Source organism: Leucothrix mucor DSM 2157 (assembly GCF_000419525.1).
Taxonomy (GTDB): domain Bacteria; phylum Pseudomonadota; class Gammaproteobacteria; order Thiotrichales; family Thiotrichaceae; genus Leucothrix; species Leucothrix mucor.
The window spans coordinates 2,564,151-2,583,200 of record NZ_ATTE01000001.1 but is presented as its reverse complement, the minus strand read 5'-3'; the positions used below and the strand labels follow the sequence as shown (position 1 = coordinate 2,583,200).

General features: G+C 45.8%; 18 protein-coding genes. 13 read left to right on the top strand and 5 right to left on the bottom strand.

Annotated elements, in window-relative coordinates; translation table 11 throughout:
* Positions 1-140: 140 nt before the first annotated feature.
* Entirely contained in the window at positions 141-320 is a 180-nt protein-coding gene (locus tag LEUMU_RS28770) for a hypothetical protein (RefSeq protein ID WP_157474321.1), read from the bottom strand.
* A gap of 409 nt (positions 321-729) precedes the next feature.
* Between LEUMU_RS28770 and LEUMU_RS0111530 the strand changes: the two genes are divergently transcribed.
* From LEUMU_RS0111530 to LEUMU_RS0111505, 6 genes are all read left to right on the top strand, one after another.
* The gene (locus LEUMU_RS0111530; RefSeq protein ID WP_022952440.1) at positions 730-3,051 is read left to right on the top strand and encodes a type I restriction-modification system subunit M; all 2,322 of its coding nucleotides are present in this window, start codon (positions 730-732) and stop codon (positions 3,049-3,051) included.
* The gene (locus LEUMU_RS25760; protein ID WP_022952439.1) at positions 3,051-4,430 is read left to right on the top strand and encodes a restriction endonuclease subunit S; all 1,380 of its coding nucleotides are present in this window, start codon (positions 3,051-3,053) and stop codon (positions 4,428-4,430) included. Before LEUMU_RS0111530 ends, LEUMU_RS25760 begins: the two co-directional genes overlap by 1 nt.
* Positions 4,427-5,110, top strand: coding sequence for a hypothetical protein (locus tag LEUMU_RS0111520; RefSeq protein ID WP_022952438.1), 684 nt, complete (start codon positions 4,427-4,429; stop codon positions 5,108-5,110). The genes LEUMU_RS25760 and LEUMU_RS0111520 overlap by 4 nt, the downstream gene beginning before the upstream one ends.
* A gap of 204 nt (positions 5,111-5,314) precedes the next feature.
* On the top strand, positions 5,315-5,524 hold the full coding sequence (locus tag LEUMU_RS29425; protein ID WP_022952437.1) for a DUF6088 family protein: 210 nt from the start codon (positions 5,315-5,317) through the stop codon (positions 5,522-5,524).
* A 23-nt stretch (positions 5,525-5,547) separates the two neighbouring features.
* Entirely contained in the window at positions 5,548-5,772 is a 225-nt protein-coding gene (locus LEUMU_RS0111510) for a hypothetical protein (protein WP_022952436.1), read from the top strand.
* A gap of 62 nt (positions 5,773-5,834) precedes the next feature.
* Positions 5,835-7,388, top strand: a complete 1,554-nt coding sequence (locus LEUMU_RS0111505) for an ATP-binding protein (protein WP_022952435.1) — start codon at positions 5,835-5,837, stop codon at positions 7,386-7,388.
* 76 nt (positions 7,389-7,464) lie between these two features.
* On the opposite strand, the gene LEUMU_RS25750 is transcribed toward LEUMU_RS0111505, so the two are convergent.
* The gene (locus tag LEUMU_RS25750) at positions 7,465-7,653 is read right to left on the bottom strand and encodes a type II toxin-antitoxin system Phd/YefM family antitoxin (RefSeq protein ID WP_022952433.1); all 189 of its coding nucleotides are present in this window, start codon (positions 7,651-7,653) and stop codon (positions 7,465-7,467) included.
* Between the two features lie 133 nt (positions 7,654-7,786).
* Here LEUMU_RS25750 and LEUMU_RS0111490 point away from each other — a divergent pair, with 133 nt between their 5' ends.
* Positions 7,787-11,059: a type I restriction endonuclease subunit R gene (locus LEUMU_RS0111490; RefSeq protein ID WP_022952432.1), complete on the top strand. Its 3,273-nt coding sequence runs from the start codon at positions 7,787-7,789 to the stop codon at positions 11,057-11,059.
* 328 nt (positions 11,060-11,387) lie between these two features.
* Here LEUMU_RS0111490 and LEUMU_RS0111485 read toward each other — a convergent pair whose 3' ends face one another.
* Positions 11,388-11,747, bottom strand: a complete 360-nt coding sequence (locus tag LEUMU_RS0111485; RefSeq protein WP_022952431.1) for a winged helix-turn-helix transcriptional regulator — start codon at positions 11,745-11,747, stop codon at positions 11,388-11,390.
* 110 nt (positions 11,748-11,857) lie between these two features.
* On the opposite strand from LEUMU_RS0111485, the gene LEUMU_RS0111480 reads away from it, so the two are divergent.
* A complete protein-coding gene (locus LEUMU_RS0111480; RefSeq protein WP_022952430.1) occupies positions 11,858-12,538 on the top strand; it encodes a pirin family protein in 681 nt (226 codons plus the stop codon).
* Positions 12,539-12,553: 15 nt separating this feature from the next.
* Positions 12,554-13,105 (top strand): NADPH-dependent FMN reductase, encoded by a 552-nt coding sequence (locus LEUMU_RS0111475; protein ID WP_022952429.1) that lies wholly within the window; start codon positions 12,554-12,556, stop codon positions 13,103-13,105.
* 305 nt (positions 13,106-13,410) lie between these two features.
* Here LEUMU_RS0111475 and LEUMU_RS0111470 read toward each other — a convergent pair whose 3' ends face one another.
* Entirely contained in the window at positions 13,411-13,827 is a 417-nt protein-coding gene (locus LEUMU_RS0111470; RefSeq protein WP_022952428.1) for a type II toxin-antitoxin system VapC family toxin, read from the bottom strand.
* Positions 13,828-14,407: 580 nt separating this feature from the next.
* On the opposite strand from LEUMU_RS0111470, the gene LEUMU_RS0111460 reads away from it, so the two are divergent.
* A complete protein-coding gene (locus LEUMU_RS0111460) occupies positions 14,408-15,364 on the top strand; it encodes a COG2958 family protein (RefSeq protein WP_022952426.1) in 957 nt (318 codons plus the stop codon).
* Between the two features lie 16 nt (positions 15,365-15,380).
* Positions 15,381-16,052, top strand: coding sequence for a YoaK family protein (locus tag LEUMU_RS0111455; RefSeq protein ID WP_022952425.1), 672 nt, complete (start codon positions 15,381-15,383; stop codon positions 16,050-16,052).
* On the opposite strand, the gene LEUMU_RS0111450 is transcribed toward LEUMU_RS0111455, so the two are convergent.
* Positions 16,049-16,624 (bottom strand): phosphoribosyltransferase, encoded by a 576-nt coding sequence (locus tag LEUMU_RS0111450; RefSeq protein ID WP_022952424.1) that lies wholly within the window; start codon positions 16,622-16,624, stop codon positions 16,049-16,051. The genes LEUMU_RS0111455 and LEUMU_RS0111450 overlap by 4 nt on opposite strands.
* A 93-nt stretch (positions 16,625-16,717) precedes the next feature.
* On the opposite strand from LEUMU_RS0111450, the gene LEUMU_RS0111445 reads away from it, so the two are divergent.
* Together LEUMU_RS0111445 and LEUMU_RS0111440 are read left to right on the top strand one after the other, a co-directional pair.
* Positions 16,718-17,275: a phosphoribosyltransferase gene (locus LEUMU_RS0111445; protein WP_022952423.1), complete on the top strand. Its 558-nt coding sequence runs from the start codon at positions 16,718-16,720 to the stop codon at positions 17,273-17,275.
* A gap of 124 nt (positions 17,276-17,399) precedes the next feature.
* On the top strand, positions 17,400-19,001 hold the full coding sequence (locus LEUMU_RS0111440) for a DUF945 family protein (protein WP_026744691.1): 1,602 nt from the start codon (positions 17,400-17,402) through the stop codon (positions 18,999-19,001).
* The last annotated feature ends 49 nt before the right edge of the window (positions 19,002-19,050 follow it).

Below are 19,050 nucleotides of genomic sequence, written 5' to 3'. Positions count from 1 at the left end.
AATTAATAGTATTGGAATTCTGTATTAGAGTATTAATTAAGGCGGCCTAACACTGATACTAGGCTTCCTAGAAAACGTCTTTAGACTGAATATGCTGATGACTTCTTAAACGCATACGCTTACCGGTTGATGAGTAGTAACTACACGTCGTAAGTAATTACAGAGCCTTCATGAAGAATTGATTTTCCGTCAGCGGAGAAGCGCATATTTTTCATTTGGGTATTGGGGTAGAGCTGGCTCAGATCATAGAAGCGCTGTGCTTCATATAGCGAACATTGCTCTATCGACCAGTAGTCCACAATTGCCTGTGCCTCTTTCATATTGCGGACTGCTAAATTTGTTATAAATTTTTCGCTCAAGTAGCACTTAAGGTGATTCTTCTCTAAAACCGCAGTGTAATGAGCATTGTTTTTGGAAATAATCTTCACTGTTATTTTGTACCTCCTCCCCTGATTACCTTGTTCGGGCCTCAACAAAAGCAATCGCATAAGAAGGTAATTTGATGCGTGGAATTATAACTAAAAACTTTCTCTACGGGGCAATGAAATATTCTTCAATAGTGTTAATAATAATGTATATCTATGGTTATTAAATTCATTTTGACTTATTTTCACTTGGTAATTTATCTACTTATTCAGAGAACAAATGTATAGAATTTGGTGATACGATCATCGCCTATATGCTGACAAGCGATAATGTTAGCGCTGAACCTTAATGGAGTATTTCTACGTGGATCAAACCCCTAATAATCTTGCAGCCTACTGCTGGTCTATCGCTGACTTACTGCGCGGAGACTTTAAGCAAAGCCAATACGGGCGCATCATTCTACCGTTCACGCTGTTACGCCGCTTGGAATGCGTGCTGGAAGCCACTAAGGACTCGGTACTGACTGAGTTTGCAAGAATTGAAGGGATGAACCTACCCGAAGAAGCCCAAGAGAAATTCCTCCTCCGAGCCAGTGGCCTCAGCTTCTTTAACACCTCACAGATGAACCTCTCCAAGCTGGGCCAGAATGAGATTAAAAGCAATCTGGAAAGCTATATCCAAGGCTTCTCAAAAGATGCTCGCGAGATCTTTGAATACTTCAACTTTGCCGAATTTATCGGTCAGCTCAATGATGCAGATCTGCTGTACAAGATTGTTGAAAAAGTCAAAGCCACCGACCTAAGCCCCAAATCCATCACCAACCACGACATGGGCTTGGTGTTTGAAGAACTGATTAGGCGCTTCGCTGAAAGCTCGAATGAAACCGCCGGAGAACACTTTACACCGCGCGATATTGTGCGCCTGACCACGGCCTTAGTGTTTATGGAAGACGATGATGCCCTGACTAAGGAAGGTATTATTCGCACGCTCTACGACCTCACCGCAGGTACGGGCGGCTTTCTGTCTTCGGGGATGGAATACGTGCATGAATTAAACCCCAATGCGGTGATTCGTGCCTTTGGCCAAGAGCTAAACCCTGAAAGCTATGCCATCTGTAAAGCGGATATGCTGATTAAGGGTCAGGATGTGAATAACATCAAACTGGGTAACACCTTGTCGAACGATCAGTTCTTCGCGGTGAGGTTTGATTACATGCTGTCGAACCCGCCGTTTGGGGTGGACTGGAAAAAGATCGTTGACCTGATTAAGGATGAACACCTGCAAAAAGGCTTTGATGGCCGCTTTGGCCCTGGTCTACCGCGTGTGTCGGATGGTTCCTTATTGTTCCTGCTACACCTGATTAGCAAGTTACGCGATGCCTCCGAAGGCGGTGGCCGTATCGGGATTATCTTAAACGGCTCCCCGCTGTTTACCGGTGGTGCGGGCTCGGGTGAGTCTGAAATTCGCCGGTATATCCTTGAAGCGGATCTGCTGGAAACCATTGTCGCCTTACCCACGGATATGTTCTACAACACCGGCATTGCCACTTATGTGTGGGTGCTCTCGAATAAAAAGTCCACTGAGCGCAAGGGCAAGGTACAGCTCATCAACGGCGTGAACCTCTACCGCAAAATGCGTAAGTCCCTAGGCAGTAAGCGTAATGAGATGGGCGAGGATGACATTGCCACCATTACCCGTACCTTTGGCGCATTTGAGGCAGTTGATGCGCGTGCAGTCGATAAGCCGGATGAGCAAAAGAGCAACCGTGGCCGCCAGTCTGCCAACCCCAAAACTGACGCCCCTAAAACCTTTGCCAGTAAGATCTTTGCGAATCATGAATTTGGCTATCGCCGGATCACCATTGAGCGACCACTACGCGAAAGCTATCAGTTTAGTGATGAACGCATTGCTGAGCTGCGCTTTGCGGCCAAGCCACTGGATGCGCCAATGCGCTGGATCTATGAAACTTATGGTGCTGAGTGGCGTGATGAGGAAGGCTGTGAGCACTATGGCAAGCTGGCTGAGCAGGCAACAGATATTCGCATCCACCTGAAAGCTAACTTTAGCGACCTGAAAGAAGCCAAAATCAAAGAGCTATTACACGTTGAAACCTGGGACAAGCAAAAGCAGATACTACTCAAGGCTAAAACGCTGCAAGCTGAGATCGGCACCGCGCAATACGATGATATGAATCGCTATGAGTCAGTGCTTAAAGCCGCCTGCAAAGCGCAAGACCTAAGCTTAGATGCCACTCAGAAAAAGCAAATTACCGCTGCGGTGAGCTGGATCAATCCAGAGGCGGAAAAGGTGATTAAGAAGGTACATAAAAACACGGAAGCCAATCCGCTCTATGGCTTGTTTAAAGTCGGCACCAAAACCATTGAATACAAACCGGATGGCAATCTGCGCGACCATGAAAATGTGGCGCTTGACCCAAGCCAAGCCGTAAACACCTTGAATGAGGCTTACTTCATTAAGGAAGTGCAACCGCATGTACCAGACGCCTGGATCGATGCGACTAAGACGGATGATAAGGATCAGGAAGTTGGGATTGTGGGGTATGAGATTCCATTTAATCGGCATTTTTATGAGTATCAGCCGCCGAGGGATTTAGTGGAGATTGATGCGGATTTGGATAAGGTGAGTGCTGAGATAATGGAGCTACTTCGGGAGGTGCATTCATAATGGCAGATAGGTATCAGGCTTATCCTGAGTATAAAGAATCAAGCGTTGAGTTTATTGGTTCGACTCCAGTAAGTTGGGGTGTGACAAAATTTAAGTATGCGATTAATTTTCAAGAAGGCCCAGGAATTCTCGCTAAAGATTTCTTTGAATCAGGTGTTCCATTATTACGTATACAAAATGTAAAAGAAGAGTTTGTCTCTGATGATTACAAAACGTACCTAGATAAAGGCACTGTTGAGCAGAAATGGAAGCAATTCAAGGTTCGCTTAGGCGATATAATAATGAGTTGCAGTGCCTCAACTGGAATCGTATCTGAAGTAGATTCGAGAACAGTTGGGGCTATCCCTTATACTGGCCTTATTAGGTTGTGGCCAAAACTAGGTCATATGAATAAAGACTTCATAAAGTACTTTGTTCAGTCGGAGGTATATGTAAAGCAAATTGAGGTTCTGCAAACGGGCGCTACTATTCAGCATTATGGGCCTATTCATTTAAATCAAATATCAATTTCGATGCCTGAAGAAATTGAACAACAAAAAATCGCCAACTTCCTCGATCACGAAACCGCCAAAATCGACACCCTGATCGAAAAGCAACAACAGCTCATAAAACTGCTAAAAGAAAAACGCCAAGCGGTGATTAGCCATGCTGTGATCAAAGGGCTTAATCCTGATGCGCCGATGCGGGATTCTGGGGTTGAGTGGTTGGGGGAAGTGCCGGAGCATTGGGATTGCTGCTTGATTAAACACATGTGCGCGGAAATAACAGATGGTGCACATATATCTCCAGATACAGAAGGTGGAGAGCATTTTTTTGTTTCGATAACCGATATAAAGAAAGGAAAAATCAACTTTGATAACGCCCTATTAACCACAGGTACTAGCTACCGATATTTAGTGAAAGCGGGTTGCTTGCCCTTTCCTGGAGATATTCTCTTCAGCAAGGATGGCACAATTGGTCAAACGGCTATAACTCCTGAGGGAATTGATTTTGTTGTCGCTTCTTCCCTAATAATTATTCGTCCAAATCGAAAGAAGGTTCAGCCAAGTTATCTGGACTTTTTACTACAAAGTGGGGTGGTAGCAGAACAAGTGGAAAGCTTTGTTAAAGGTGCTGCGTTGAGGCGCTTATCTATTCAGAATTTGTTGAAGGTGGTTGGCACGTTTCCCCCTATTGATGAGCAAATTGAGATATCAGATTATTTGAACCTGCAGTTAGGCGAATATGATGAACTGGATCACAAAGCAAATATTTTGATTTCCTTTCTAAAAGAACGTCGTACAGCCCTAATCTCAGCCGCTGTTACCGGAAAAATCGACGTTAGAGATTGGCAAGCACCAGCACTTTCAAGTAACCCAAAAAAGGAGGCAGTGGCATGAGTACCCACTTTGAACCTGATAAGCACTCTAAGACCGTTGAAATACCTGTCAGAGTAAAAAAAGGGAACAAGATTGAGTTTTTCTATGATGGTGAATTACCGAATATCCAAGAAGGAGTTCTCTGCCGTTTGATTGTTCCTGCCTATGGTATTACTGAGCAAAATCAGCAGCAGCTATCTGCCGAAAAAACGGTTTCTCTTTTGCCAGAAGGAAGCAAGATTTTTATGGCTATTAAAATTGATAGGCCAGAGAAAGTGGATGCTGAACTGCTAAGGCGGCACAAAATGATATCGGAGCAGCATAGATCAGAGATTAAAAACCGAAGCAGCAAAGTTATCTTGCAAAATGGCCCCGTCGAAATCATTTTACTTGGTGATTTAAAGTTAACTTTGCGCGGTACAAAGCGAGCTAAATTGGAGTCCTGTCGATGTAAAATTCCACTGCTTGATATTGAAGCGGGGAGTTTAAATCAGGCTTATTCGCTTATTTCCCAAGAGTTTGAAAAGCATAGAATGTCCCACACCGGCTCAGTATTTCGTTCTATGTACTATTTCGATCAGCAGAGAAGTTATTGTATTGGTCTTGATGCATTAAGAGAGGCAAGTGAGGCTGATGATGAGCGCGAAAGGTTTGTAAGTGCATCAAAGAAAAATGGAGCACTCTCGGAACTACAAGAATGATAAACGCGATTATTAACGGCAAAGCTGGCCGGGTGGTATAGGTGGCTTCAACGCGTTTAAAGCGTTGAATCTTGGCCAGGCTACGACTCAGCAGATGATGAGTTACGTCGGTTTATCGAGCCAGATTTATTATTCCGGTTTGATGACAGAAGTCAGTGGCTAGGATGAGGGCGCAGAAGAAAGCAGCTATAACGGGGTGATTTCGTGCGTTTTGGTGAGCCAGATAGCATAGATCAGACACTTGGCCGAATGGAAAAAAAAGGCGTCATACGCAGGGTCATGCGTGGCTTATATGACTATCCAATTTATAGCAAATTGCTAAAAAAACAGCTCAGTCCGGATATTGACCAAGTCGCACATGCACTGGCTCGTAAGTTCGTTTTAAAAAAACACGCTTTACTCAGTTGGGGTTGAAGTATACGCACAATGAAATAATAGTGCAGGCTGTTCAGGCTTTGGGCGATAGGGCCTTAACACAGGAAGAACAACAAAAACTGCGTGTCTACTTGATGAAAGCGGCTGGTGTCTGGCCTGAAGTGCGAGCGTCAGAGGAGAGCCCGATACTGACACAAGCATTGATTGATAAAACGCTGAAAGATACCCAGTACGTGACAGCTTGGATTGCGCGCAATATTCGCCACGTGGTGTTGGGTACTGGTTAGCAACCACCTGCAAAATCCCAGCCATGCTAAACTGACACCTCAATACAGAAACAGAGCCCCATATGAGTCAAACTGCCCGCAAAAGACTACCCATTGGCATCCAGACCTTTAGTGAAATACGTCAGGAGAATCACTACTACGTCGATAAAACTGACCAAGCATTACAGCTGATAGAAGAAGGTAAGCACTATTTTCTATCACGGCCTCGTCGTTTCGGTAAAAGTCTGTTTATTGATACTTTAAAAGAGTTGTTTGAAGGTAATGAGCCACTGTTTAAAGGGTTAGCAGCTGAGAAGCAGTGGGACTGGTCGGTCAAATACCCGGTGATACGGTTTAGCTTTGGCAAAGGGCATTTTGGCGCGGTTGAGTATTTGCATAAAAATGTCATGGCGCAATTGGATCAACTGGATCAGCAGTTTGATCACCATTCACCGTACGATACAGCGCCTGAGCGATTAGCTAGTCTGTTGTCACATATCCGGCGGGAGCATCAACAAAAAGTGGTTGTCCTGATTGATGAGTACGACAAGCCAATTTTGGATACGTTAGACAACACAGACGTCGCCAGAACTAATCGTGATTACCTGAGAGGCTTCTATTCCACCATTAAAGACAGTGACGCTGATATTAAATTTAGCTTTTTATCCGGTGTTAGTAAGTTTTCTCGCGTGAGTTTGTTTTCTGGGCTGAATAACCTTAAGGACATAACGCTTGACCCTCGCCATTCGACTATTTGCGGCTACACAGATCTCGATATCGACTCTGTGTTTGCACCTGAGCTGTTTGGTTTAGATCGAGATAAAATCCGTCAATGGTATAACGGCTATAACTGGCGGGGAGAAGGTGTTTATAACCCTTTCGATATCTTACAGTTGTTTGATTATCGTGAGTTTAGAAGTTATTGGTTTGAAAGCGCGACCCCCACGTTTTTGGTCGACATGTTGTTTAAGCGGCAGGTGGTAACACTAAACTTAGATAGCCTGTTTAGCAGCAGTGCCATGTTATCCAGTTTTGAAGTTGGTCAAATCGACACCGAAGCCTTGTTGTTTCAAACCGGTTATTTAACCATTAAGAAGCAAGAACGTATTGGTAATCAGGATTTTTACACGCTCGGTTATCCTAATTTAGAGGTCTATCAAAGCCTAAATGATGTGCTGTTATCGGCGCTGGTATCAGACAAATCGGCGCAAGCGATGAACACGGCGCAGCTTCATCAGTATTTACTGGCTAATGATTTTGAAGGCTTGGAAAAGCTCTTTCACCGTTTTTACGCGAGTATTCCACACCAGTGGTATACCAAAAACCATATTCAGGAGTACGAAGGCTATTACGCCTCGGTGTTTTACTCTTACTTTGCTTCACTTGGGTTGGATGTCACGGTGGAAGACGCCACCAATTTAGGCCGAATTGATATGACGCTGAAATTTAATCAGCAAATCTATATTTTTGAATTCAAAGTGGTCGATGATGAAGCGAAGGGTGAAGCACTTCAGCAAATTAAGGATAAGGCTTACGCGGATAAGTTTAGAGCACCAGATCGGCCGATCTATTTAATCGGTGTGGAGTTTAGTAAGAAGACACGCAATGTGGTGAGTGTTGAGGTGGAGAAGGCTTAGGTTCTGTTCGTCAGCATCAACCAAACCTGAGCTTCTTGCTGCCCAATAGGAAGAATATAGTCACCGTAAGCATCGGCTAGCCAAGCCATTGACCCATCGATTCTTTCGGCTTATTGAGAGCTTCCCATTGCTCAACAGAAATTAATACATAAGGTTTTCTGGCACCAATGTATTGTGGCTTTTCATCTGCACACCTGAGTAGCTCAGAGAGTTTGGCTTTTGCCTCTGCTATTGTCCAAGCGTCTTTGTATTGTGTATTAGGCATCTTCAGACTCCTTAACTGTTTTAATATGGTCTATGTTGGACTGCATTTTAGATATAAGCAAGATCATATGTTGTACTGAGTTGTTGTATAAACTTGGTATACTATTTCCGCATAACTAAACAGGGAATGGCTCATGAGCGTGTTTTACGGCGGGGATAAGTCGACGGAATACATTTTTCAAAATGACATGATCCGTCAAATGCTGGCAAACGGCTGGTTACTCGGCAATCCCAAACACTACAATCGTGAGTTGGCCTTATATTCCGAAGATGTGCTCGGGTTCGTTAAAGATACCCAAGACGAGCAATGGCAAAAATTCTGCACGCTGTACCCCAATAATCCAGAGCAGAAGTTCCTGGAGCGCGTTGCCTCACAGCTCAATAAAGCCGACCCTAATGCGGCCAATCGAGAGATCCGAACCTTTGGCACCTTGGGTGTACTGCGTAATGAGCTGCGCGACCGTGGCACCCGTTTCAGCTTATGCCAATTCAAGCCAGAGCATGATCTAAATCCCGATACCTTAGCGCGTTACAACAAGAACCGTCTGCGACTGGTGCCAGAGCTGGTGTATAGCCCGTGGGCAACCGATGCGCATGAAGCCGAGACCGGCATTCGGGCCAAGCAGTGGCGCATTGATCTGGTATTGTTTGTGAATGGCTTACCGGTGGCCACGCTGGAGTTGAAGTCTGAGTTTAAGCAGCCCGTGAGTAATGCGGTTAAGCAATATAAAACCACGCGCTTTGCTATTGACCCGGTGACCAAAAAGCCTGAGCCCTTATTAACCTTTAAACGCGGTGCCTTGGTGCATTTTGCGGTGAGCCAAGATCAGGTTTTTATGGCGACGCGCTTAGAAGGTGATGACACGTTCTTTTTGCCGTTCAATAAAGGCACCAAAGACGGTGGCGCGGGTAATGAAGTCCCAGAAGATAAGCAGCAATACGCAACGGGATATTTATGGAATGAGGTGTTACTGCCGGACAACCTGTTAAATATCCTTGCGCGGTTTATGCACCTTGAAATTAAGGAAAAGGAAGACTGGGAAGGCCGTAAAACCAAAAAAGAGACGCTAATTTTCCCGCGCTATCACCAGTGGGATGTGGTGCGTAAGCTGATTGAGGCGGCTAAAACCGAAGGCCCTGGTCAAAAGTATTTAATACAACACAGTGCCGGGTCGGGTAAGTCCAACTCCATTGCCTGGTCTGCGCATCAGTTATCGGCACTCCATAACGCGGATGGCAGTAAGGTGTTTGCGTCGGTGATTGTGGTGACTGACAGAACGGTACTGGATGACCAGTTACAGGAGACTATTTCACAATACACTTCAGTTGATGGCGTGGTGGGGCGCATTAACCGTAAAGAGGGTGAAGGCTCCAAGTCAGAGCAATTGGCCTCAGCGTTGGAGCACTCGCAACCGATCATTATTGTCACCATTCAAACCTTCCCGTTTGTGTTAAAAGCCATTGAGAACAGTGTCAGCCTGAAAGAACGTAACTATGTGGTGATTGCCGATGAGGCGCATAGCTCACAAACTGGCAGTACTGCGCGGCAATTAAAAGAAGTGCTGATGGTTGACAGCAAAGCGGATGATGAGGCGCTAACGACGGAGGATATTTTAGATGCGGCGGTGGCCTCGCGTCGTGCCTCGAAGAACCTCAGTTACTTGGCCTTTACCGCAACCCCGAAAGATAAAACGCTGCAATTGTTTGGCCGTCTACCCAAGCCAGATGAACCACCGTCCAAGACCAATAAGCCTGAGGCCTACCATGTATACAGTATGCGCCAAGCGATTGAGGAAGGCTTTATTCTCGATGTTCTGAAGAATTACACCAATTACAAAGTCGCTTATAACCTGGCGATGAAGATTGCCGGAAGTGATGCGGAAGTCGAAAGTAAAAAGGCCAAGGTAAAGCTGAATCAGTGGGTGCGCCTGCATGACTACAACATCAGTCAGAAGGTGCAGGTCATTATTGAGCACTTCAAAGACAACATCATGGGCCTGCTGGGTGGGCAAGCCAAAGCGATGGTGGTCACCAGTTCGCGTAAAGAAGCCGTGCGCTATAAGTTAGGCTTTGACAAATACATTACCGAAAAAGGCTATGACAAGATCACTGCCATGGTGGCCTTTTCTGGTGAGGTGGAATTTAACGAGCAAGACCCGAACGCGGCGGCCTTACTGGGTGAGAAGTTTACAGAGCATGGCATGAATCCTAATCTCAAAGGGCGTGATATGCGCAAAGCCTTTGATAGTGATGATTACCAAGTGATGATCGTCGCCAATAAATTTCAAACCGGCTTTGACCAACCCAAGCTGTGCGCCATGTACGTGGATAAAAAGCTGGGCGGTGTGGAGTGTGTGCAAACCTTGTCGCGCTTAAACCGTACGTTCCCTGGTAAAGCGGAGAGCGGCACGTTTGTGTTGGACTTCTTTAATGAGCCGGATGACATACTGGAAGCGTTCCAGCCGTATTACCAAACCGCTGAATTAGCCGATGTGTCTGACCCTGACTTGATATTTGATCTGTCACAGAAGTTGCGCAGTGCCAAGATTTTTTATTGGCATGAAGTTGAGCAGTTTTGTGAGGCGTTCTTTGTTAAAAGCAAAAGCAATGCCGCGATTGCCAATATCTGTAAACCTGCGGTGGAGCGTTGGCAGAAGCGTTATAAGCAGGCGATTGAGGCTTATAAAGAAGCTAAGGATATGTTTGATCGCGTTGAGAAATTCAATGACCCCGTGGTGACCGCTAATGCTGAGAACAGCCTGAAGGATTGCAAGAAGGCTAAGGACGAGCTGGAGATATTCAAAAAGGACTTGGGTAGCTTTGTGCGCTTCTATGAGTTTATGTCTCAGATTGTGGACTACGACGATAAGGATCTGGAAAAGCTCAGCCTGTATGCGCGTAACTTGCGGCCCATGCTGCGGGAGACGGTCGTTGAGGATGATGACGTTGATTTGAGTAATGTGGTGCTGAGTCATTACCGGCTGTCTGCAATACGCCAACAACACATTAAGCTCAAAGAGGATGCTGAAGACTACAAGATTATACCGGGCGATAGCTTGGGTGCTGCCAAGCCGAAGGATAAGAAAGCGGAGTTCCTATCTCAGATTATTGAGAAGCTGAATGAGATCTTTGTGACGGATGGGCTGAGCGAGAAAGATATGGTGAATTATGCTTACACGATCCGAGACAAGATGAGAGAGAACGTGAAGGTGATGAACCAGCTTAAACATAATACGGCAGAGCAAGCAATGCTGGGTGACTTTGCCCAAGCGATTGATGATGCCATCTTGGATAGCAGTTCTGCCCACCAGAATCAGATGATGCAGCTGTTATCGAATCCAGAGCGGAGCCAAGCGTTCTCAAGGCTCATTCTTGAATTGTTGACGGCTGGAGGACAAGCGAGATGAAATACCTATCCATTGTATTGACCGGCTTGATTGCAGGGGTTGCTTTATTAACTAGGGTAAGCGCTAGCTAGATGTCGGACAGCGGCTAAAACTAAGCCGCCTACAACCCCAAGACCAGATCAGCGGTGGTTCGCATAATCGCTGTTATGTTTAGCTTGGCCAAACTTCAGGTACAGAACTGAAACTCGGCACAAGTTCTATAGAGTTACTGATCGAAGGATTATATCTTGGCGAAAAATCAAAGGTGATTTTCAATACTTTTGGTACCCTTGTGCAGACGAATCCAATCTTGTTTAAGCCACTTTCTTAGAATAATTTTCTAATCAACTTAGCCATCTGCGTCCAAAACAAAATTCGCAGTAGCCCAATCGTGCATTGCCCACAAAACTGGCTCTAACGACTCACCTACATCCGTCAGTGAATACTCAGTTTTCGGCGGTACCTCTGCATAGACTTTACGAAGAACAATCCCGTCTTGCTCTAATTCACGCAGATGTTTAGTCAACATGCGCTGGGATGCAGCAGGTATAAGCTTACGAAGCTCATTGAAGCGCTTCGTACCGGTCAACAAGTGATGAATAATTGGGCATTTCCAGCGCCCACCGACGACTCTTATTGCTATTTCTACAGGACACTCTTCACCTGCTTCGATCGTTCCCTTTAGGCTTTTCTTAGTTGAAATATCCATGGTTACAAAAATGTACCTACTTACAAAAAAATAACTAATATGCAATATTTAACACTAATGAACCCTCGTAATCAAGGGCGAGTAAATCATAGCCATTAGGAGAAGCCCCCATGAGCACTACCCAAAGAGTCATTCACTATGACGACCTACCCCAGAGCGGTTTTGCTGGAATTACTGAACGCCACATGGTTCAAAACCCAGATTTATGGCCACGATCCAGAGGACGCACAGACATTAGTCATGGACTTGGAGACTTTATTTACTTAGCACTCGGTCAGTTTTTACCTAATGACGGTGCACCGTTACACCCGCATCATGATGTCGATATTGTTAGTGTGGTTTTCTCTGGCAGCGTGGGGCACAAAGGAACGCTTGGTGATGGCACCGCGATCCACGCACCTGAGGTTCAGGTGCAGCGCGCTGGTACAGGGATGCAGCACTCCGAATTTAACCTCCGTGATACTGCTGCTGACTTTGCACAAATCTGGTTTAAGCCACCCCAAAATGGGTTGGAGCCAGCCTACAAAAATTTCAAGATCGATGACAATGGTTTAACAACCGTACTTGGCGGCGAGGATGGGAGCTTCAATAGCAATATGGTTTGTAAGGTGGGCTATTTAGCTGTTGGAAAATCAGTAGCAGTGCCTCAACCATTTATAGTTCTTATCACGCAGGGTGACGCGACTGCAAATGGTGTGCCCGTAGCGAAAGGCGATTTAATCGAAGGTAGCTCACTAGAGCTCACCGCCGGCCCTGACTTGGGTCTGGCGCTTATTTATGAAAATCACTAAGGAAAACACGTCACAATGACAATCAACACCCCTAAGCTCTTTGCTTATGCGGCTTCAAATAGTCGCAACTCAATAAATAAACAACTCGTAACGCACGCAGCATCCATGCTTACCGGCTACTCGACGGAAATCGCGGATTTAAATGATTATGAGCTGCCATTGTTTAGCGAAGACGCTGAGAAGGAACTCGGCCAACCGGAAAGTGCCATGAAGTTTTTTAATAAAATCGGAGAAGCGGATGCTTTGCTGATTTCACTTGCTGAACATAATGGAAACTACACAGTAGCCTATAAAAATCTGCTTGATTGGTGCTCTCGGATTAATCCAAAAGTCTATCAAGGCAAGCCCTTGGTACTGCTTGCGACGTCACCAGGGCCAAGAGGGGGACAGTCACTACTTGAAATAGCGGCTAATACGGTTTCGTTCTTTGACGCAAACTTACGCGGAACCTATTCCATCCCATCGTTCTATGAGCACTTTAAAGACGGCTCTTTCATAACACCCCAGACTAATGAAGATTTAGCAAAGGTCGTCAGTGAGTTGAATCCAGAGCGACTAGGGTTATAAATCAAATTTAGTAGATGTTTACTCCAAAACTCAAGTAAATGTGTGCGAAATGGCAACCTGAAATTGAAAAAATGTCTTTTAAGGAAAACTATCAAGCCATCTCGGGGTAAAAGGTGGTTTGATGGTTGATGTAGTTTTATCGTCAGCCCCCGTGCTTTCCACTCATTGTATTCTTTTCTACCAAAAGTCCAAGTAGCGACTCACTATAGTTACTAAAATTGCGCAACAGCTTGTTGCGCAATTGTCGTTAAATCCTGACTTATTTAGGCTATTGTGTTTGGAAAATGTACTGAACCACTTAAGCATCATTCAAACGGATTTTTCAAGTGAAGTCCTAAGCCCTCGAAGTCTTTAATATTTCTTGTCACGACGATCAGGTTGTGGGCCTTAGCCGTACCTGCAATCAACGAATCAGCCAAATGTAGCACCTTGTCTTGTTGCTTCATCATCGCACGTAATAATGCAGCCTCTTGAGCTTCTTGTTGTCCGACAGGAATAATATAATCACCATAAGCACTTACAAGCTCGGACACGACCTGTTTTATAGCTTTCTGCCGACTGCCTTCGGGTATCAGAGCAATACCATATTCCAGTTCATGCAGGGTGATCGTGGATAGCCAAGCTATTGGTGTGGATGCGACAAAATCAACAACACTTTTTTGTGGTTCTGGCCGTCCGAGCTCCGAGATGATATTGGTATCAAGTAGGTAATTAGTCATCATAGTTTATTGAAATGGAATGTCACGGGAAGGTTCAGCTCTGTCTGGGAGTTCTAGTTCGCCTAGGTTGGCCATGTTTTTGACGAGCCATTCTCCCATGGACTCGCTTGGCTTATTAAGCGCTTCCCACTGTTCCACGGAAATCAATACGTATGGCTTTCTTGCGCCAATGTATTGTGGCCTTTCATCTGCGCACCTAAGCAGTTCTGAGAGTTTTGCTTTAGCTTCAGAGACTGTCCACGCGTCTTTATATTGTGATGTACTGGGCATAGTACGATTCCTTGATGATTTAATATGGTCTATATTGGACTATATTTTTATGTTAAGCAAGATGCTTGCTATGTCCAGCTATCAAAAGGTACTAAGTATTCAGAGCGCCAGTAAAACCAAAGCTACCTATAATTTATAAAGCGATACCTTAAACATTCTATCGATTTTCAATTTTAGGGACTAATATGGTCCCCCCTAAGTTTTCTATTTTGAGGTTGGGTTTTCTAGTAGGTCATATAATTGATCCAAGAAAACCTAATTTCGTAAAGGCACTGGGGTTAGTAGCCGTAAAACTGAAATAAGGGAGCGCGTCTTGGCAAAGCAGTCTCAATCAAAGAAAGTATCTCAATTCTTGCAGCAACACCCAAATCAGAAATTTAATGCCCGCGCCATCGCTGAGGCCATCGTCAGTCTGCATCCAGAGGACTATGCCGAAAAGCGCAGTAACCCCCGTTTTAAAGATGATAAAGCCTTTATTACCCAGATAGTCGCTGAGATTGGCTCACAGAAAGATCAGATTCTAAAGGCCAGTCCACACATCTTTTGGCAAGACAAGCCACGCCCACGTTTGTATTGGTATGACCCCGATAAGCGTATTACGGATATTCCAGTTGATGACTCTCCTGATATCGAGGAGCTTGATTCAGAGCCCGCAGTAGATACCAGCACCGCCACCAATCACAGCTTATCTGAGCACGACCTCTATCCTTTGCTGATTGAATACCTCAAATCAGAGCTAAAACTGTATTGCATGCGGATTGATGAAAAGCGCTCTAAAAACTCCCGAGGTAGCGGCGGTAATCAGTGGTTGCATCCGGATATTGTCGCCATGCAGCCGGTTGATAAAGAGTGGAATGAGCTGGTTCGCAGTTGCGTCAAGCAGGGTGCGGGGCAAAGTGTTCGCTTATGGTCGTTTGAAGTCAAAAAAGAGCTGAATGTATCGAATGCGCGCAAAAGCTTCTTTCAGGCAGTCAGTAACTCAAGTTGGGCGAATGAGGGCTACTTGGTCGCGACCTCGATTAGCAACGCGGATACTGAAAAAGAGTTACGAATGCTCTCGGCCTTACATGGCATTGGCGTTATTCTGTTAAACCCTGAAAACCCCAGCGAAAGTGAAATGACGTTACCGGCAAGAGCCAGAACGGATGTTGACTGGGAGTCAACGAATCGCATTCTGAGTGAGAATGTGGATTTCAAAGACTACATCGAGCTGGTTTCAACCTACTATCAAACGGGCCGGATACGCGCTCGGGACTGGAATAAAGTCTAAGTAATCTGGAGGAAAAATGATCTCTAAGCTCCCCCGTTGGGTCGAGTACGGCGCTTTCGTCTTAGCGTTTGTGGCAGGCACGGTTAACGCCGTTGGCTTTCTTGGCGTTAAGCATCAAGCGATCTCACACCTATCCGGAACCGTCACGCTGGTCGGCACTGGTATAATCACATCTAACGGTAATGATGTGTTTCACCTTGCGGGTATTCTGCTGAGCTTTCTGGCGGGCGCATCACTTTCTGGTGCTTTACTGCCCGGCACATCACTTAAACTCGGGCGACATTATGACTCCCTGTTAGCCATTGAAGGGATCATGCTGCTGGTCTCCATCTATTTGCTGAAGAACAGCTCGCTGTTAGGGCATTACACGGCCTCTGCGGCCTGTGGAATTCAAAATGCGTTAGCCACGTCCTACAGTGGCGCAATTGTGCGAACCACTCATATGACGGGCATCTTCACGGATTTAGGCTTGATGATTGGGGCCAAGATTCGAGGTGATCAGTTTGATCGGCGCAAGGCGATTTTGCTACTGCTGATTATCATTGGCTTTATTGCGGGCGGCAGCTTAGGCGCGTATCTATATGCATGGATGCAGTTCTTTGCGCTGGCAGTGCCGGCCGCTATCTGTATTGTGTTAGCGACCTTATACCGTGTGTATGCGGTGAAAGAGCCTTACGGCGTTAGCTAGGCGGATTGTTCTGCGGGGAGCAAGTCTTTGAGAATTTCGTAAATCTCAGGGCGATGCTCCTGCATTTCCGCATGGCTCAAGCCTTCAAGTGAGTGCGGATACTTTAACCAATCCGTCGTTTCATGAATCACATAATCCGGCTCCAGCTCAACCTGACGGCGACTGGGCTTGTAATAGGGCACTGCGATGCGAATTTGCTCGGGCGTATTGAGTCTGGCGCGGCTGCGAAGCTCATTAATAATGGCCTCAACAGAGCGGCCTGTATCAAACACATCATCGACAATCAGTAAGCGGTCGTGATGCTGCACGTGTTTCACCAGATAATTCAGTCCAAACACTTTCACTTCGCGCGCTTGCTGGTCAATACCACTGTAAGAGGCGGTACGAATGGCGATGTGGTTGGTTTGAATGCCGTGGTATTCCAGATACTCTTGCACGGCGATGCCAATCGGCGCGCCACCACGCCACACGGCGATGATAAAGGTTGGTTCGAAGCCACTGTCCAATACTTGTTTGGCCAGCGCGAAGGAATCGTTCAGTAATCCCTGGGCAGTCAGGTAGACTTTGCTCATAACTATTCACAGGCTATTGCGTAATCGGTTATATTGTCGCGTATTCAGTGGCTGCGCAAGCTCTGTTTTAAGCAAATTTAGCAGGAGTTATACATGGAAAAGCAGTTTCTGGATGAGCAAGCCGTCATTCTGGATGCGTTTCGTCTGGGCGCTGAAATTCACCGCAGCGGCTTTCGTCCAACCTTTATAGTAGGTTTGTGGCGAGGTGGCAGCACGGTCGGTATTTATGTGCAGGAATGTTTGCAAACGCTGGGCGTGGCGACTAATCACATTTCAGTGCGCACCTCTTATCAAGGTTTATCCCACTATCAGGCGACACTCGACACGGTTGATCCTGAAATTCGGGTGCATGGCACACAGTATTTGCTGGAAACCTTAAATGCAGATGATCGCTTGCTGATCGTGGATGATGTCGTGAGTACCGGACGCAATGTTACTGCGGTTATTAAGCGCTTGCAGTCCCACCTTAAGCGCAATATGCCAACGGAAGTGAAAGTGGCCAGTTTGTATCATCGCTCGTTACATGACAAAACTGGGCTGACACCGGATTTTTGCCTGCACGAGACTAATGATTGGCTAGTGTTTCCTTATGAATTGAGTGGGCTGACTGCGGATGAGATTCGCGAGCACAAGTCGTTCGTGCCATTGTAGTGATAAGCCATGTTGTTTATTGCCAATTAATAAACACTCTGTCGGGCCCGTCCTGATAGGTTGACCTGTCAGACGTCGGACGATACAGTCTGTTTTTATAATAGACCGATTTAAAAATAAAATTATGAAGAAAACTCTTATTGCGATCGTAGTACTGGCTGGAGCAGGTGCGGCGGCTCCCTACATTATTGGTTCACAGGCTGAGTCGATCATTCGTGAACAGGCTGAGCTAACCAATCAGCAGCTGGCGATGAGCATGACAGGTAATCCTCAGCTTAAAGATCTGAGCATGAAGCTTGAGTCTTATGAAAAGGGCTATTTGAATGCACAGGCCAAAGCAATGTTCCGCGTGGCGGTGACGATTCCTGGCGAGTCTGAGCCAACTGTTTTTGAAATTCCATTAAATAGTGAAATCACCCACGGCCCATACTTGGGTGAGTCTGGTTTTGGTTTGGCTAAAATTGTAACGCGTCCGGATTTGAGCGGTTTAGATTTTCCTGATGAGTTAAAAGCCAGCCTGAGCGCTGACACGATTGTGATTGAAGATGTTGTCGACTTTTCTCGCCAGCTGAATGAAACCGTGACAGTGGCACCCATTAAAGTGACCACTAAAGATGCAACGGTCATCGACTTTGCCGGTGCGAAAGTGTTGTCACAAAGTTCAGCTGATAATCGTTACACCTTCACAGCTGATGCGATGATTGAGAAGCTGACCGTTAGTAATGACGATGAGCCAGAGTTGTTTATCATGAATCCGTTTAAAATGGATATTCAGGGTAAAGGTGAGCCGGATATGTCTAAAGGAACTTATGAAGCCACTTCTGGCGAGATGAGTTTTGAAATGGGCGAGTCTGGCAAATTGGTTGCACAGTCATTAGCACTGAAGGGTAACTACACTCAGGCTGAAGGCATTGAAATGATGCTGGGCGGTGGTGAGCTGTCTCTGCGTGATATCGAAATCACGAATCCTGACGCTTTACCTGCGCCAATCAAGATCCCTGAGTTTATAGTAAAGAGCTTGGTTGAGCAGAACAAGAGCGGCGATATGGATATATCGGCGAGCTACGCAGCGACTTTAGATTCTAGTCTGATGACCGTGATGAACTCTCCGGTTGATGTGAAAACAGTTCAGCTGGATGTTGTAATCAAGTCATTGCCCGTTGCGGTTGTAACGAAATATCAGGAAATGATGCAAAGCATTGCCGCTGGTGAGAGTGAGCCTGGCGCTGAAGCGATGCAGGAAGAGTTAACTGCAATTATCCAATCGATTGTGAAGAGCGCGAGCTCAATGAACATGAACTTGGCGGCTAAGGCGACTGAAGGTGATTTGAATGCCGATGTTGAGTTAGGTTTCCAGCCTGGTCTTGAGTTGTCTGAAGATGAGTTGATGGAGCTGATGGGACAAGCGGATCCAAGCTCGTTATTGTCGATTCTGGTTGGCCGTGGTCATGTTGACCTGAGCAAAGGCATCACTGATAAAGCTGGTATGACGCCAATGGTGTCAATGATGGCTGGCGACTTTGTGAAATTGGATGGCGAGACATTTAAGTCTGATATGCGTATCACTGATGGTCAGTTATATGTGAATGACCAATTAGTGCCTTTAGCACCAGCGGCAGCTCGCCAGTCAGACGAAGTATTGACTGATGAAATGGCAGAGCAGATTGCAAAGGATGCAGCGAAATCACTGGAAGAGGCTGATGAAGCCATGAAAGTGACAGAGTAATCCTAAGAAAACTGCCAGACTTCGATTGAAGTCTGGCAGTCGAGTTTAT